The 15,838-nt window shown below is 72.1% G+C and carries 11 protein-coding genes; 3 read left to right on the top strand and 8 right to left on the bottom strand.

Annotated elements, in window-relative coordinates; all coding sequences use genetic code 11:
- Nucleotides 1-26: 26 nt before the first annotated feature.
- Both TU31_RS18695 and TU31_RS18690 read right to left on the bottom strand, forming a co-directional pair.
- Complete coding sequence (locus TU31_RS18695; RefSeq protein WP_042155982.1) at nt 27-2,234, bottom strand: serine/threonine kinase C-terminal domain-containing protein; 2,208 nt, start codon at nt 2,232-2,234, stop codon at nt 27-29.
- A 216-nt stretch (nt 2,235-2,450) separates the two neighbouring features.
- Nucleotides 2,451-4,556, bottom strand: a complete 2,106-nt coding sequence (locus TU31_RS18690) for a serine/threonine-protein kinase (RefSeq protein WP_042156619.1) — start codon at nt 4,554-4,556, stop codon at nt 2,451-2,453.
- A 207-nt stretch (nt 4,557-4,763) separates the two neighbouring features.
- Between TU31_RS18690 and TU31_RS18685 the strand changes: the two genes are divergently transcribed.
- The gene (locus tag TU31_RS18685; protein ID WP_042155980.1) at nt 4,764-5,999 is read left to right on the top strand and encodes a serine hydrolase domain-containing protein; all 1,236 of its coding nucleotides are present in this window, start codon (nt 4,764-4,766) and stop codon (nt 5,997-5,999) included.
- Nucleotides 6,000-6,045: 46 nt separating this feature from the next.
- Here the strand turns inward: TU31_RS18685 and TU31_RS18680 are convergent, their stop codons facing one another.
- Nucleotides 6,046-7,752, bottom strand: coding sequence for a glycerol-3-phosphate dehydrogenase/oxidase (locus TU31_RS18680; protein ID WP_042155976.1), 1,707 nt, complete (start codon nt 7,750-7,752; stop codon nt 6,046-6,048).
- A gap of 217 nt (nt 7,753-7,969) precedes the next feature.
- Here TU31_RS18680 and TU31_RS18675 point away from each other — a divergent pair, with 217 nt between their 5' ends.
- Nucleotides 7,970-9,217 carry a nucleotide sugar dehydrogenase gene (locus TU31_RS18675; RefSeq protein ID WP_042155974.1) on the top strand — a complete coding sequence of 416 codons (1,248 nt, stop codon included), beginning with the start codon at nt 7,970-7,972 and terminating at the stop codon, nt 9,215-9,217.
- Nucleotides 9,218-9,683: 466 nt separating this feature from the next.
- Here the strand turns inward: TU31_RS18675 and TU31_RS18670 are convergent, their stop codons facing one another.
- The 4 genes from TU31_RS18670 to TU31_RS18655 all read right to left on the bottom strand — a co-directional run bounded on the left by TU31_RS18670 (nt 9,684) and on the right by TU31_RS18655 (nt 14,037).
- A complete protein-coding gene (locus TU31_RS18670; protein ID WP_042155970.1) occupies nt 9,684-10,799 on the bottom strand; it encodes a GuaB3 family IMP dehydrogenase-related protein in 1,116 nt (371 codons plus the stop codon).
- 125 nt (nt 10,800-10,924) lie between these two features.
- The gene (guaB, locus tag TU31_RS18665; protein ID WP_042155968.1) at nt 10,925-12,427 is read right to left on the bottom strand and encodes an IMP dehydrogenase; all 1,503 of its coding nucleotides are present in this window, start codon (nt 12,425-12,427) and stop codon (nt 10,925-10,927) included.
- A 139-nt stretch (nt 12,428-12,566) separates the two neighbouring features.
- A complete protein-coding gene (locus TU31_RS18660) occupies nt 12,567-13,142 on the bottom strand; it encodes a sigma-70 family RNA polymerase sigma factor (RefSeq protein ID WP_018090849.1) in 576 nt (191 codons plus the stop codon).
- A gap of 283 nt (nt 13,143-13,425) precedes the next feature.
- Nucleotides 13,426-14,037, bottom strand: coding sequence for a response regulator transcription factor (locus TU31_RS18655; RefSeq protein WP_003948568.1), 612 nt, complete (start codon nt 14,035-14,037; stop codon nt 13,426-13,428).
- 380 nt (nt 14,038-14,417) lie between these two features.
- Between TU31_RS18655 and TU31_RS18650 the strand changes: the two genes are divergently transcribed.
- Complete coding sequence (locus tag TU31_RS18650) at nt 14,418-14,750, top strand: WhiB family transcriptional regulator (protein WP_042155964.1); 333 nt, start codon at nt 14,418-14,420, stop codon at nt 14,748-14,750.
- Between the two features lie 68 nt (nt 14,751-14,818).
- On the opposite strand, the gene TU31_RS18645 is transcribed toward TU31_RS18650, so the two are convergent.
- Nucleotides 14,819-15,730, bottom strand: coding sequence for a LysR family transcriptional regulator (locus tag TU31_RS18645; protein WP_042155959.1), 912 nt, complete (start codon nt 15,728-15,730; stop codon nt 14,819-14,821).
- Nucleotides 15,731-15,838: the final 108 nt, after the last annotated feature.

The raw sequence follows: 15,838 nt of genomic DNA, 5'->3' as shown, positions 1-15,838 counted from the left end.
CCCCGCGGGACCGGCGGCCGGCCGTCTCAGCCCGGCCGGTAGGCGCTCGTCGCCTGGGTGTAGAGCTGGTCGACCTCGTGCCGGCCGCGGTCCGGGCCGATGACGAGGACCAGGTGGTAGCGGCCCTTGTGGATCATCGCGAGGTTCCGTACGTACACCTCGCGGCCACTGCCGTCGCGCCAGGAGAAGGTGCCCTCGGCCATCGCCGTCTTGCCGACATCGATCCGCTGGAGGCCGGAGGCCGAGGCCCAGCCGGAGGAGCGGTACGGGGCCAGCTCGGCTTCCTTGTTCTGGAGATACGCCATCGGGTCGGTGCCGAAGCGCGCCGTGGTGTCGCGGCCGGGCACCACCACCAGCTCATAGTCCCCGCCGACGTACCGCACCTGGCCCCGGTCGTTCGCGCCGCGCCGCTGCCAGCCCTCGCGGACCGCGACCTGGAAACCCTCCGGGTCGCTGCGTACCTCGAAGCCCTTGGCGACCTCGGCGGGCGCGGTGGTCTGCGGCGCGCCGGTGCCGGCCGAGGCGCGGGCGCCCTCCTGGTCACCGGACGGCGCCGGGTCGGCGGGCGCCGCACCCGAGCTGCCCGTACGGTCCGCACCGCGTTCGCCCGCCTTGGAGTCCGGGCCGGACTCCGGCAGGAACGCCATCGCGTAGACGACCGCGCCGACGAGCAGCAGCAGGATCGCGGTGAGCAGCACCCGGCCGAGGTGGCGCGACCCGCGGGCCGGGCGGGAGGCGGCGTCCGGGCCGGACCGGTCCGGTGTCCGCTGGTCGTACGGGTCCCGGTCCGCGGGCCCGCGCTGTCCGGGCGCCGGTCTGCCGGGCCGGGCCGGGCGGGCCGGTCTGGACTGCCGGAGCGGCTTCGGCTGCTTCGGTGGGCGCGGCGGGCGGGTGGTGGAGACGAGCGGGGTGGGCTCCTCCGGGGCCGATGCCCGCGGTACGGGCGGTGCGGCCGCGGCGGCCCCCACGGCGGCCGGGGCCGGCTGCGGCCGGGTGCGGCGGGCCGGCCGGGTCTTCTTGTGCCGGCCCTTCCGTACGAGTTCGCCGCGGCGCCGCACGATCGGCAGCCGCCGCGGATCGGCCCCCTCCGCCGGCATCGTCACCAGCCGGCTGCCGACCGCCGGCTCCGGCGCCGTACGGATCAAGGAGCGCAGCCAGCCGCTCAGCTCCTCGGCATCCGGGCGGTCGGCCGGGTCCTGACGCAGCAGCGACTCGACGACCGGCCGCAGCGCCCCGCACTCCTCGGCGTCCGCGGGCGGCTGCGAACAGACCAGCTGCGCCAGCTCGACGGCGCTGTCCTCGGGGAACGGCGCCTGCCCCTGCACGCTCCGGAAGAGCAGCGCGCCGACCGCCCACAGATCGGTGGCCGGGCCGACCGGCGGCGCCAACTGCCAGTTCTCGTGCACCGGTCCGGCCTGCTCCGGCGCCCAGCGCTCGGTGAGCGGGCCGACGACGGTCAGCCGTGCCTGCCGGGCCCGTTCGGCGGCGAGCCCGGCGGTGGGCCGGCCGTACGCGGGGCCGGTGGTGGCGTCGTCCGGTGCGGGCTTGGTCAGCGAGGTCTTGGTGGCCGGGGCATCCGGCGCGGGCTCGTCCGGCGGGTCCCCGGCGGTGGGCGGCTCGGTCCCGCACAGCGCTTCCTGCGCCGCGCCCGCCGCCAGACCGGTCAGGATGGCCCGGCCGTCGTCGCAGACCAGGACCGTACGGGCGGTGATGTTGCGGTGCAGCCGGCCCTCCGCGTGCAGCACCCGCAGCACGGTGAGCAGATCCGCGGCGATCTCCGCGGCACGGTGCGGGGACAGCGTCCGCTCGGCGAGCAGCGCGGACAGCGGGCGGGCGAGCAGGAGTTCGGCGACGATCCACAGGCTGCCGTCCTGCGCGAAGACGTCGAAGACCTGCTCCAACCGGGGGTGATCGGCGAGCTGGGCCGCGGTCGTGGCGGCCTCCAGCGCGCGTCGTACGGCCGGGTCCCGGGGGCTGCGGTCGGCCACTCCCGCTCCGGCGGTCAGCCGTGCGGCACCGTAGCGGCCGCCGGCGGTCCCCCGCTCCGCGGGCCCGGCCGGCTCCGCCCCCACGACCTCCGCGTCGACCACCTCGGGCAGCGGCACCTGGCGGACCAGGACCTCCTGTCCGCTGAACGTGTCGAACGCCCGGGACTCGGTGAAGTCGTCATCGCCGAGGGGCCGCAACGGCAGGCGGTAACGCTCGGCGAGCACCCTTCCCGCGTACTCGTCCACGACGCCTCCCCGCAGCGCGCGCTGTGTCTACCGTCGCGCCGGAACGCCCTCGGCGCTGGGCGCCTCCGGTCACTTCCGGTCGTATTCCCGCCGATTGCGGATGCGTACGGTCTTCGCGGTCTCACGATACGTGCCCGCACCGCGGCTTGCGGGCCGGTCTGCGCAACGACGCGCGCTCTGTCCGTGCATCGCCCGGCCCGCACCCCGGTCCCGCGCTCAGTCCTTGATCGCGAAGGTCTTGAACGCGGTCGAGACCACTTCCTGGCACTCCTTGTCCGGCCACTTGTCCTTCTTGCAAGTGATCATGATGGCGTAGCCGTGCTGGTCGTCGGCCCGGAAGCCCCGGTCGAGAACGCGGACGTCCTGGCCGCTCTGACGGCGCGTGAAGGACCAGTCGGCGACGGTCGGATAGCCCCGCCACTTCACCGTCTTGATGCTGATGCGGTGGTAGTCCTCGCTGGAGCCGCGCACGGCCGGCTCCAGACCGCGCCAGGAAGCCGCCGCGTCGCTGCCGGGCTCGGCGTTGTAGTCCACCTGGACGCGGGGGAAACCGCCCGAGGCGCTGTAGATGACGCCGGAGCCCTCCCCCGCGGTGCCCGTCTGCTGGAAGCCCTTGGGCATCGCCATACCGAAGTGGAACCTGCCGTTGGACATCTGGGCGAAGCCGTCCGGCACCGCCTTGTCCCCCTTGCCGTCCTCGCCGCCGGTGTCGTCCTTGTCCTCGGCCGGGCTGACACCGCCGGGCGCCTGCGGGTCCGGCGAGCCGGGCCCGCCCTGCTTCGCGTCCTCGCCCGTGTCGGCCGATTCCGTGGAGGGCTTCGCCTTCGCTGCGGATGACGACTTGTCCTGCTTGCCGGCCGGCTTGCCGCTGTTCTTCGTGGTGTCGTCGCCGCTCAGCGCGACGGCCAGGACCGTGCCCAGCACCGCCAGGACGACGACCACGGCCACGATGACCAGGGTGCGGCGCGGGACAACATCGGTCACCGAAGCGCGGGTCGCCGGACGGTTCCCGTCAGCGGGTCTGGAGTCCGCACGGGCTCTCGCGGCGGCGGCCGCCGCACGGACCGTCCGCAGCGCACCGCGCAGCCGCTCCTTGGCGGCCTCGGTGTCGAACCCGGGACGGGTGAGCGTCGGACGGGACGCGGCGGAGCCGGCGGGGTCCGCGCCGGCCTTCTCCCCGGCGGCCGGGGCGGCCGTCCGCTGCGGGCGCCCGGTCCGCTCCGGGGTGCTCGTCGCGGCGGCCTTGGCGCTGCCGGCCCCGGCGGCACGGGTCTTGCTCTTGCCCGCCGTGGCACCGTCGGACGCCGAGGCGCTCCCGGCCGCCGGCTCCGCCACCGGGGCGGCGGCCGGCTTCGGCTTCGGCTTGCGCGGCACCCGCGACTTCGCGGCGGGCTTCGGCTTCGGCGCGCTGTCAGGCTTCGCCTTGGCCCGCTCCTTGGGCACCGTCGGCAGCACCATCGCCCGGGTCTCGTCGAGCGGGGGCTCCGGCTTCCGCGCCTCGGGGGCGTGCACCACATCCAGCAGCAGCGCCCGCGCCCCGGCGTCGTCCAGCCGGCCCGCCGGGTCCTTCACCAGCAGGCCGTAGATGACCTCTTCCAGTCCGCCGGCGCTCTTCGGCGGCTCGACCGGCTCGGTCATCACCGCCGTCAGCGTGGCGATCGCCGAGCCCTTGTCGTACGGCGGCACGCCCTCGACGCAGGCGTACAGCAGCCCGCCCAGCGACCACAGGTCGGCCGGCGGGCCCGGCTTCTGGCCGCGGGCGCGCTCCGGGGAGATGTAGGAGGGGGCGCCGACGAGCATGCCGGTCGAGGTCACGGAGGGGTCGCCCTCGACCTGGGCGATACCGAAGTCGGTGAGCACGACCCGGCCGTCATCGGACATCAGAACGTTGGACGGCTTCACATCGCGGTGCAGGATGCCGGCCTCGTGGGCGGCGCGCAGCACATCGAGCACCGCCAGGCCGACCTCGCCGGCCCGGCGCGGGGTGAGCGGGCCGTCGTCCCGGATGACCTCGGCGAGCGAGCGTCCCTCGACCAGCTCCATCACGATCCACGGGCGGTCGTCCTCGTCGACCACGTCATAGACCGTCACCGCGCCGTTGTTCCGGATCCGGGCGATCGCCTTGGCCTCGCGCAGCGTGCGGGTGATCAGACGACGCTTCTCGTCCTCCTCGACCCCGCCCGGGAAGCGCAGTTCCTTGACTGCGACCGTACGGCCCAGGACCTCGTCACGTGCCCGCCAGACCGTGCCCATGCCGCCCCGGCCGAGAACATCGGCGAGCCGGTACCGGCCGGCGAGCAGCCTGCCCTCCTTGCCGTCCATCTCGACCTCGTCGCCCACTGCATCCCCTCTGCAATCCAGCCGAGTTGGCAGCTTCGACATCCCATCGATCACCAAACTGGCCCAACTCGGACAACCCACCCTGGCAGAGCCTTCATTCTCCCTCATCCGCGGCCGTGCGGAAGGCCCGGGTCGGTGCCGAACAACACCCTGCCCCCGTCATGATGGCCCCGACGAACGGGAGTCCCGATGACGAAGCGCCCGCGCCGCCCGGCCGCGGCCCGCGCACTCCGCCCCGCGGCGCCCCCGGCGGGCCACCGTCACGCCATGGTCCGTACGGGCGCCCTGGCGGTCCTGGCCACGCTGCTCCTGACGGCCTCCACCGGCCAACCCCGCCTCGCCCCCGTGGCCCTGAAACCCGCCCGGCCGCCCGCCCGGACGGCACCGGCGCTGCACCGCCTGGTCGGCGACCGGATCCCGGGCGCGGCCGCCCTCACCACCCGCGCCGGTTTCCCCGCCGCGCGCTTCGCCACGGCCGGTGTGGCGGATCTGCGCAGTGGCCGCACCATGGGGCCCCAGGACCACTTCCGGGCCGGCAGCCTCACCAAGACCCTGGTCGCCACGGTCGTCCTCCAGCTGGCCGCCGAGCACCGGCTGGCCCTGCACGACAGCGCCGCCGCCCACCTCCCGCCGGGCCTGCCGGTCACGGGCCCCGGCGACCGCGGCGGCCTCCGCCGGGTGACGATCCGCCAGCTGCTGGACCATACGAGCGGTTTGTTCAACTACACCGACGATCCCCGGCTCGCACAACAGCTGTTCGGCACCGGCTTCGGCGCCCACCGCTACGACCGCCACACCCCCGCGGAGCTGCTGCGCACCGCCCTGCGCCATCCGCCGGCGGCCGCCCCGGGCGCCCGGTACTCCTACTCCAACACCAACTACCTCGTGCTGGGCCTGGTCATCCGGGCCGTCACCGGACACCCGTACGCCACCGAGATCCGCCGCCGCCTCCTCGTCCCCGCCGGGCTCCACCACACCTCGTTCCCCGGCACCGTCCCGGCGCTGCCGAGGCCGCACGGCCGGGCGTACTCCCACATCGGCGACCGGCGGGTGGACGCCACCTCACTGGACCCCAGCTGGGCGGGCGCGGCCGGCGAGATGGTCACCACCCTGGGCGATCTCAACCGCTTCTTCTCCGCGCTCCTCGGCGGCCGGTTCCTGGCGCCCCGCCAGATGGCTCAGATACGCAACGAGCGGCACACCGGCGGCACCTACGGCCTCGGCCTCTACGCGACCGAACTGCCCTGCGGCGTCACCGTCTGGGGCCACAACGGCGAGATCAACGGCTCCCACGCCCGCACCGCCGCCACCGCCGACGGCCACCATGTCCTCAGCTACCGCGTGAACACCGACACCCACTCCGCCCCGGTCGCCGACACGGCGGTGCTGACGGCGGAGTTCTGTGCCGGGCACGGCGGCCGTTAGAGCGGCGGAGTTCCGCGCCGGGCACGGCGTCCGTCAGAGCGTGCCGTCAGAGCGGCACGATGTCCGGTGCCCCCAACCGCGCCGCATCCGCCGTCAGATCGTCCGGCTGACGCTGCGATTCGCGCTCCGCCTCGACCCGCTTCCGGTAGTGCGCGATCTCCTTCTCGACCTGGTCGTCGTCCCAGCCCAGCGCGGGCGCGATCAGCTCGGCGACCTCGCGGGCGCTGCCGGTGCCCCGGTCGAAGGTCTCGATGGAGATACGGGTGCGCCGGGTCAGGACGTCGTCGAGATGGCGGGCGCCCTCGTGGGTGCAGGCATAGACCGCCTCGGCCCGCAGATAGTCGTCCGCGTGCGCCAGCGGTTCGCCCAGCGACGGATCGGCCACCACCAGCTCCAGCAGCTCCTCGGTCAGCGAGCCGTAGCGGTTCAACAGATGCTCTATACGGGCGACATGCAGTCCGGTGCGCGCCGCGATCCGGGCCCGCGCGTTCCACAGCGCCTTGTAGCCCTCGGCCCCGACCAGCGGCACATCCTCGGTCACACAGTCCGCGACCCGCTGGTCGAGGCCGTGCACCGCCTCGTCCACCGCGTCCTTCGCCATCACCCGGTACGTCGTGTACTTGCCGCCCGCCACCACGACCAGCCCCGGCAGCGGATGCGCGACGGTGTGCTCCCGCGACAGCTTGCTGGTGGCGTCCGACTCCCCGGCCAGCAGCGGCCGCAGCCCGGCGTACACCCCCTCCACGTCGTCCCTGGTCAGCGGCGTCGCGAGGACCTCGTTCACATGCTCCAGCAGATAGTCGATGTCCGCGCTGGAGGCCGCCGGATGCGCCTTGTCCAGATCCCAGTCGGTGTCCGTCGTCCCCACGATCCAGTGCCGCCCCCAGGGGATGACGAACAGGACGCTCTTCTCCGTCCGCAGGATCAGTCCCGTTGTGGAGTGGATCCGGTCCTTGGGGACCACCAGGTGAATCCCCTTGGACGCCCGGACATGGAACTGCCCGCGCTCCCCGATCAGTGCCTGGGTGTCATCCGTCCACACCCCGGTGGCGTTGACGATCTGCTGCGCCCGGATCTCGTAGTCGCCGCCCCCCTCGACGTCCTCGACCCGTACGCCGACCACCCGCTCGCCCTCGCGCAGAAAGCCCACCACCCGTGCCCGGTTGGCGACCTGCGCCCCGTAGGCGGCCGCGGTCCGCACCATCGTGGCGACATAGCGCGCGTCGTCCATCTGCGCGTCGTAGTACTGGAGCGCACCGACCAGCGCGTCCCTCTTCAGACAGGGCGCCACCCGCAGCGCCCGCTTCTGCGACAGATGCCGGTGCACGGGCAGCCCGCGGCCGTGCCCCGACGAGACCGACATCGCGTCGTACAGCGCCACACCGGAGCCCGCGTACCAGCGCTCCCAGCCCTTGTGCTGAAGCGGATACAGGAACGGGACCGGCTTGACCAGATGCGGCGCCAGCCGCTCCAGCAGCAGCCCCCGCTCCTTCAACGCCTCTCTGACCAGCGCGAAGTCCAGCATTTCCAGATACCGCAGACCGCCGTGGATGAGCTTGCTCGACCGGCTGGACGTGCCCGAGGCCCAGTCCCGCGCCTCGACCAGTCCGGTGGACAGACCGCGGGTCGCCGCGTCCAGCGCGGTCCCCGCGCCGACGACTCCGCCGCCGACCACGAGAATGTCGAGCTCCCGCTCCGCCATTCGGGCGAGCGCCTCGGCCCGCTGCGCCGGTCCCAGTATCGCTGTCTTCACCGCTGCCTCCCGCTGTGATCGGGGCCACACCCCCCGTCCGTCGATTCTGTCCACGCTGCGTGCCGGTATCCACCCTTCGCTCCGGGCGGCAACACCCCGCCGCCTTGATCCACCAATCCCTATTCTGGGTCAAATATCCGCTTAGTGTATTTATGCGCCCTCCGCACACGTCATGCGCACACGCCATCCGCAGTCGCTCGGGAAGGACGGCCGCAGCATGCCCGCAGACCTCGCCGTCATCGGACTCGGTCACCTCGGCCTCCCACTCGCCCAGGCCGCCACCGCCGCCGGCATCGGCACCATCGGCTACGACCCCGACCCGCCCACCGCCGCGTTCTCCGGCGCCGACGGGCCGCTGTCCGCCACCGAACTCCGCCGGCTGCTCTCCGCCGGCTTCCGCACCACCACCGACCCCACCGCCCTCGGCCGGGTCCGCACCGCCGTCCTCTGCACGCCCACGCCCCTCGGTGAGGACCGCGCCCTGGACCTCACCGCCCTGGCCGACGCCGCCCGCACCCTGGCGGCACAGCTGCGCCCGCACACCACGGTGATCCTCGAATCCACCGCCTACCCGGGCACCACCGAGGAATTCCTGCGCCCCCTCCTGGAGGAGGGCTCGGGCCTCACCGCCGGACGCGACTTCCACCTCGCCTGCTCCCCCGGCCGCCACGACCCCGGCAACCGCACCCACCGCTACGCCAACACCCCGAAGGTCATTGGCGGCCTCACCCCCGCCTGCACGGAAGCGGCCGCCGCCTTCTACGGCCGCCTCACCGACAAGGTCGTCCGCGCCCGCGGCCCCCGCGAGGCCGAGACCGCCAAGCTCCTGGAAACCAACTACCGCCACATCAACATCGCCCTGATGAACGAGATGGCGGTCTTCTGCCATGAGATCGGCGTCGACCTGTGGGACGTCATCCGCTGCGCCGAGACCAAACCGTTCGGCTTCCAGGCCTTCCGCCCCGGCCCCGGGGTGGGCGGCCACGCCGCACCCATCGACCCCAACTACCTCGCGTACAAGGGCCGTGCACCGGGCCACCCGCTCCGCATGGTGGAACTGGCCCAGGAGGTCAACGGCCGGATGCCGCGCTATGTCATCCAGCGCTGCGCCACCCTCCTCAACGAGCACGGCAAATCCGCCCGCGGCGCGCGCATCCTGCTGCTCGGCGTCACCTACAAGCCGGACATCGGCGACCAGGCGGGCTCACCGTCCCGCGAGATCGCCGCCCGCCTGCTGGAACTGGGGGCGCACCTCACGTACCACGACCCGTACGTCCCGCAGTGGAACGTGCTGGGTCGGCCCGTGCCCAGGGCCGACTCCCTGTACGAAGCCGCGGCCGCCGCCGACCTGACGGTCCTGCTACAGCCGCATCGCACCTACGACCTCCAGGGCCTGGCCGTGAAAGCGCAGCTGCTCCTGGACACGAGGGGAGCGACCCCTACGGGCGCCGCGCATCGTTTGTAGCCCCACGTTGTCGTCTGCGGCGCCGCGCCGCCTCCGGCGGGGGTGTTGTTTGGGCGGGGGCCGCGGTTGTTGGTGGTGGGTGGCGGGGTCGGTCCTCCGGGGCCTGTGTTGTGGACTGCTTCGCTTTACGTCCACAACACAGGCCCCTCCGGCCCGCCCCCTCCCGTACGGATGGCGACCCCCGTCCGGTGGGGGAAATGTCAAAGACCAGTAGTGCGGCCGCGTCGCGGTGCGGGCCGAGCTACTGGTCTTTTGCATTCTTCACCCCCACCGGGGTGGGGTCCTTCAACGGCGGGAGGGGGCGGGGCCGGAGGGGTGGGTGTTCGGACGTAAAGCGAAGCAGTCCGAACACCCACCCCGGAGGCCCCGCACCCGGCACCCACCACAAACCAGGGGCCCCACCCCAACACACCCCTCCCGCCGACAGGCGAAAACAGGCACGGCGGGCCACCCGACAACGTGGGACTCAGCGCCGAGGGGCGACCGTCACCTCGACCCGCTGGAATTCCTTCAGCTCGGAGTACCCGGTCGTCGCCATCGCCCGGCGCAACGCACCGAAGAAGTTCATCGAGCCATCGGGAACGGTGGACGGTCCCAACAGCACCTCCTCCGTCGTGCCGACCGCACCGAGGTCCATCCGCTTGCCGCGCGGCACGTCCTCGTGGACCGCCTCCATGCCCCAGTGGTGGCCACGGCCCGGCGCGTCCGTGGCGCGGGCGAGCGGGGAGCCCATCATCACGGCGTCGGCGCCGCAGGCGATCGCCTTCGGGAGGTCACCGGACCAGCCCACCCCGCCGTCGGCGATGACGTGGACGTAGCGGCCGCCGGACTCGTCCATGTAGTCGCGGCGCGCGGCCGCGACATCGGCGATCGCGGTGGCCATCGGAACCTGGATGCCGAGGACGTTCCGGGTGGTGTGCGCGGCGCCGCCGCCGAAGCCCACCAGCACACCCGCCGCGCCCGTACGCATCAGGTGCAGCGCCGCGGTGTACGTGGCGCAGCCGCCGACGATGACCGGGACATCCAGCTCGTAGATGAACTGCTTGAGGTTCAGCGGCTCGGCCGCGGAGGAGACGTGCTCGGCGGAGACGGTGGTGCCGCGGATCACGAAGATGTCCACGCCCGCGTCGACGACGGCCTTGGAGAACTGCGCCGTACGCTGCGGCGACAGCGCGGCAGCGGTGACCACGCCGGCGTCCCGCACCTCCTTGATGCGCTGCCCGATCAGCTCTTCCTTGATCGGCGCGGCGTAGATCTCCTGGAGCCGCTTGGTGGCCGTGGCGCCGTCCAGCTCCGCGATCTCGGCGAGCAGCGGCTCCGGGTCCTCGTACCGGGTCCAGAGACCCTCCAGGTTGAGGACGCCCAGGCCGCCCAGCTCACCGATGCGGATCGCGGTCTGCGGCGAGACCACCGAGTCCATGGGAGCGGCCAGGAACGGCAGCTCGAAACGGTAGGCGTCGATCTGCCAGGCGATCGAGACCTCCTTCGGGTCGCGGGTGCGGCGACTGGGTACGACGGCGATGTCGTCGAATGCGTATGCCCGGCGGCCGCGCTTGCCGCGCCCGATCTCGATCTCAGTCACGTGTGTGGCCTTTCCCTCTACGTCTGCCGTTCCAGTATCCCCGACACACCGAAGCCCGCGGCCGGGGAGCGGCCGCGGGCATCGGTGCTCAGTGCTGTCATCCGGTCCCTGTCGACCGGGGACGCTCAGCGACGAGAGTAGTTGGGCGCCTCGGTAACCATCTGGACGTCGTGCGGGTGGCTCTCCTTGAGACCCGCCGCGGTGATCCGGACGAAGCGGCCCTTCTCCTTGAGCTCGGGGATGTCGGCGGAGCCGACGTAGCCCATGGAGGCGCGCAGACCACCGATCAGCTGGTGGGCGACCGAGGCGAGCGGGCCGCGGTAGGGCACCTGGCCCTCGATGCCCTCGGGGACCAGCTTGTCCTCGGAGAGCACGTTGTCCTGGAAGTAGCGGTCCTTGGAGAAGGAGCGGGCCTGGCCGCGGGACTGCATCGCGCCCAGCGAACCCATGCCGCGGTACGACTTGAACTGCTTGCCGTTGATGAAGACCATCTCGCCGGGCGACTCCTCGCAGCCGGCCAGCAGCGAGCCCAGCATCACCGTGTCCGCACCGGCCGCGATGGCCTTGGCGATGTCACCGGAGAACTGGAGACCGCCGTCACCGATCAGCGGCACACCCGCGGCGTTCGCGGCCTGCGCGGCCTCGTAGATCGCGGTGACCTGCGGTACGCCGACACCGGCGACGACGCGGGTGGTGCAGATGGAGCCGGGGCCGACACCGACCTTGATGCCGTCGGCGCCCGCGTCGATCAGCGCCTGGGCACCGTCGCGGGTGGCGACATTGCCGCCGACGACATCGACGTTGATGTTGGACTTGACCTTGGCGATCATGTCGAGGATGCCGCGGCTGTGGCCGTGCGCGCTGTCGATGACGAGGAAGTCGGCACCGGCCTCGACCAGCGCCTGGGCCCGCTCGTACGCCTCGCCGCCGACGCCCACCGCGGCACCGACGACCAGCCGGCCCTCGGCGTCCTTGGCGGCGTTCGGGTACTTCTCCGCCTTGACGAAGTCCTTGACGGTGATCAGGCCCTTGAGCACGCCCGCGTCGTCGACCAGCGGCAGCTTCTCGATCTTGTGGCGGCGCAGCAGCTCGATGGCGTCCTCGCCGGAGATGCCGACCTTGCCGGTGACCAGCGGCATCGGCGTCATGACCTCGCGGACCTGACGGCTGCGGTCCATCTCGAAGGCCATGTCGCGGTTGGTCACGATGCCCAGCAGCTTGCCCGCGGCGTCCGTCACCGGCACACCGCTGATGCGGAACTTGGCACAGAGCGCGTCGGCGTCGGCGAGCGAGGCGTCCGGGCGGACCGTGATCGGGTCGGTGACCATGCCGGACTCGGAGCGCTTGACCAGGTCGACCTGGTTGGCCTGGTCCTCGATGGACAGGTTGCGGTGGAGCACACCCGCGCCGCCCTGCCGCGCCATGGCGATGGCCATCCGCGCCTCGGTGACCTTGTCCATCGCCGCGGACAGCAGCGGGATGTTCACCGTGACGTTGCGCGAGACCCGGGACGCGGTGCTCACCGCGTTGGGCAGCACCTCCGACGCACCGGGCAGCAGCAGCACGTCGTCGTATGTCAGCCCGAGCATGGCGAATTTGGCGGGCATACCGTCGACGTTGTCACTCATGACACCTTCCCCAATGCTCTTGCCTCAGCGCGGACTCCCATGCTAACGGCCTAATGGGGTGGCCCATTCCACGAGCGATGAGGGCCTCGTCACTTGTGCTTTTCTACGGCGACATCCGGCCGCTTCCGACCGGGAACCGCTACTGCTCGGCCAGCGCCCGCAGCCTGCTCAGCGCACGGTGCTGGGCCACCCGCACCGCACCGGGCGACATCCCCAGCATCTGCCCGGTCTCCTCGGCCGTCAGCCCGACGGCGACCCGCAGCAACACCAGCTCACGCTGGTTCTCCGGAAGATTCGCCAGCAGCTTCTTGGCCCACTCGGCGTCGCTGCTCAGCAGCGCCCGCTCCTCGGGACCGAGGGAGTCGTCCGGCTGCTCGGGCATCTCGTCGGACGGCACGGCGGTGCTGCCCGGATGCCGCATGGCGGCGCGCTGGAGATCGGCGACCTTGTGGCCGGCGATCGCGAAGACGAAGGCCTCGAAGGGCTTGCCGGTGTCGCGGTAGCGCGGCAGCGCACAGAGCACCGCGACACACACTTCCTGCGCCAGATCCTCGACGAAGTGCCGGGCATCACCCGGCAGCCGCGACAGCCGGGTACGGCAGTAGCGCAGGGCGAGGGGGTGCACATGGGCCAGAAGATCGTGGGTGGCCCGCTGGTCCCCCTCTACGGCGCGTGCGACGAGATCGCCGATTTCCTGCTTCCCGTCATCGCGCATCGGACCATGGTGCCTTGGCGCCGCGCGATCCGCGGCATCAGGTCCGCACTTGTGCACTGAAGCGTTATGAGCGGCAGGTGCGCCGGCTGATGTCATGTCCTGCGCCCTCCCCTCGTGCCCGACCGGCCCGTCCCCGAGGAACTCCATACTCCCAAGGATGCGGCACCGCGCGGCGAATCGGACCGCCGTCGTACGCCGACGGCCGCGGGGCGCTCTGCCGCCCCGCCCGCCACACGGCGGGCGGGGATCTTCACTCCCCCGCGTCGCTGCACGTCACAACGCCTTAGCGGACCAGTCCCCAGCGGAAGCCCAGGGCCACCGCATGCGCTCGGTCCGAGGCGCCGAGTTTCTTGAAGAGGCGCCGGGCGTGGGTCTTGACCGTGTCCTCCGAGAGGAACAGCTCACGGCCGATCTCGGCGTTGGAGCGGCCGTGACTCATGCCCTCCAGCACCTGGATCTCACGCGCGGTGAGCGTCGGCGCGGCACCCATCTCGGCGGACCGCAGCCGGCGCGGGGCGAGCCGCCACGTCGGATCCGCGAGCGCCTGGGTCACCGTCGCCCGCAGCTCGGCGCGCGAGGCGTCCTTGTGCAGATAGCCGCGGGCACCGGCGGCGACCGCGAGCGCGACCCCGTCCAGATCCTCGGCCACCGTGAGCATGATGATCCGGGCGCCCGGGTCCGCCGACAGCAGCCGGCGCACGGTCTCGACACCGCCGAGACCGGGCATCCGTACGTCCATCAAAATCAGATCCGAACGATCGGCACCCCAGCGGCGGAGGACTTCCTCGCCGTTGGCCGCGGTCGTCACGCGCTCGACGCCGGGCACGGTCGCAACCGCCCGACGGAGCGCCTCTCGGGCAAGCGGGGAGTCGTCGCAGACGAGGACGGATGTCATGACCGCCCTCCGCAGCTGATGCGCGTCACCTTGAGCCTCCAGGCTGGTACGTATCGTCACCTGAGCGATTGACGGCCCTCGGACATTTGCCCGGGGTCTACCTCTGCCAACCGCCTCCGCACTCTCAACGACGGTCACTCGAAAGAGTTACGGCTTCGGCGACCGAGTTCAGCACGCTCCGTGAGGAGCCGGATACGCAGACGACTCAATGGGCGACCGGCATCCGCGCGTGCACCCTATGCCCTATTTGGCTCTCTTTCTTCCATTTTCGTGGTGACTATGACTAGATTCGCAATGAGTCATATTTACATCTACTTCGACAGTAGATGTACCGTCGTGAGCACCGAGCCCGAATCAGCATCGCTTCGAGGGGACAAGCAATGGCAGATTTCTCCCGCCTCCCGGGCCCGAACGCAGACCTCTGGGACTGGCAGCTGCTGGCCGCCTGCCGTGGCGTGGACAGCTCGCTGTTCTTCCATCCCGAAGGTGAGCGCGGAGCGGCCCGCAGCGCGCGTGAGACATCGGCGAAGGAGGTCTGCATGCGCTGCCCGGTACGGGCCGAGTGCGCGGCGCATGCACTGGCCGTTCGTGAGCCCTACGGGGTGTGGGGCGGACTGACGGAGGACGAGCGCGAGGAACTCATGGGCCGGGCCCGGCACCGGCTGGTCCCCGCCTCTTCCATGACCGGCCACCCGGGCGCCTCCGGCGCCTGACACCCCGGGAGCGGACCGCTCCTGAAGAAACGTTCCTGCATGGCGCCGAAGCCGAAGGCCCCGGGCCGTCAGCGCCCCGCGGCGTCCACCAGCTTGTCGAGCGTCGCCTCGACGGCGGGGACCTGCGCCAGATCCGGCAGGGTGAGCGCGACGATCTCGCGATGGACGGCAGGCTCCAGACGTACCGCCGTCGCCCCCTTGGGACGCACCGACGCGAGGGTCAGCTCGGGCAGCGCGGCGACTCCCAGACCGGCCCCGACCAGGCCGATGACCGCCGGATAGTCGTCCGTGGCGAAGTCGATCCGCGGGGTGAAGCCCGCGCTCTCACAGACCTCCACGAGATGCCTGCGGCAGCGGGGACAGCCCGCGATCCACGGTTCGTCGGCCAAGTCGGCGAAGCGCGCGACGCCCGCCTTCGCCAGCCGGTGGCAGGCCGGCACCAGCCCGACCAGCCGGTCCGCCAGGATCGGGCGCACCACCAGGTCGTCCCACTCCGCCCCCGCCGCCGGGTCCGCACCGCGCACCTCGGGGTAGCGGAAGGCCAGTGCGATCTCGCAGTCACCGTTGCGCAGCATCTCGATCGAGCGCGGCGGCTCGGCCTCGACCAGCGAGACCCGGGTGCCCGGATGCGCGGCGCGCATCGTCGCCAGGGCCGTCGGCACCAGCGTCGAGCTGCCGGAGGGGAACGACACCAGCCGCACCCGTCCTGCGCGCAGGCCCGCGATGGCGGCGATCTCCTCCTCGGCGGCGGTGAGCCCGGCCAGGATGCCGACGGCGTGCCGGACGAGCGCCTCACCCGCCTGGGTCAGCCGCATCTCGCGGCCCGCGCGGACCAGCAGCGGGGTGCCGGCGGACTGTTCCAGCGCCTTCATCTGCTGGCTGACGGCCGGCTGAGTGCAGCCCAGTTCACGCGCGGCGGCCGAGAACGAGCCGGACCTGGCGACAGCGCGCAGCACACGGAGGTGACGGGCCTCGATCATATTTCGAGCATAAGCGCCGCTTGGATCGATCGGGAAAAATTGCGTCATTGCTTTTGGGGCACACGGCTAGCGTGCATCAGCGGCGCGTATGAGCTGGGGCGACGCCGG

Source organism: Streptomyces lydicamycinicus, from assembly GCF_000829715.2.
Taxonomy (GTDB): domain Bacteria; phylum Actinomycetota; class Actinomycetes; order Streptomycetales; family Streptomycetaceae; genus Streptomyces; species Streptomyces lydicamycinicus.
Note: the sequence above shows the minus strand (reverse complement) of the source record. Positions and strands in the feature narration are given on the sequence as shown.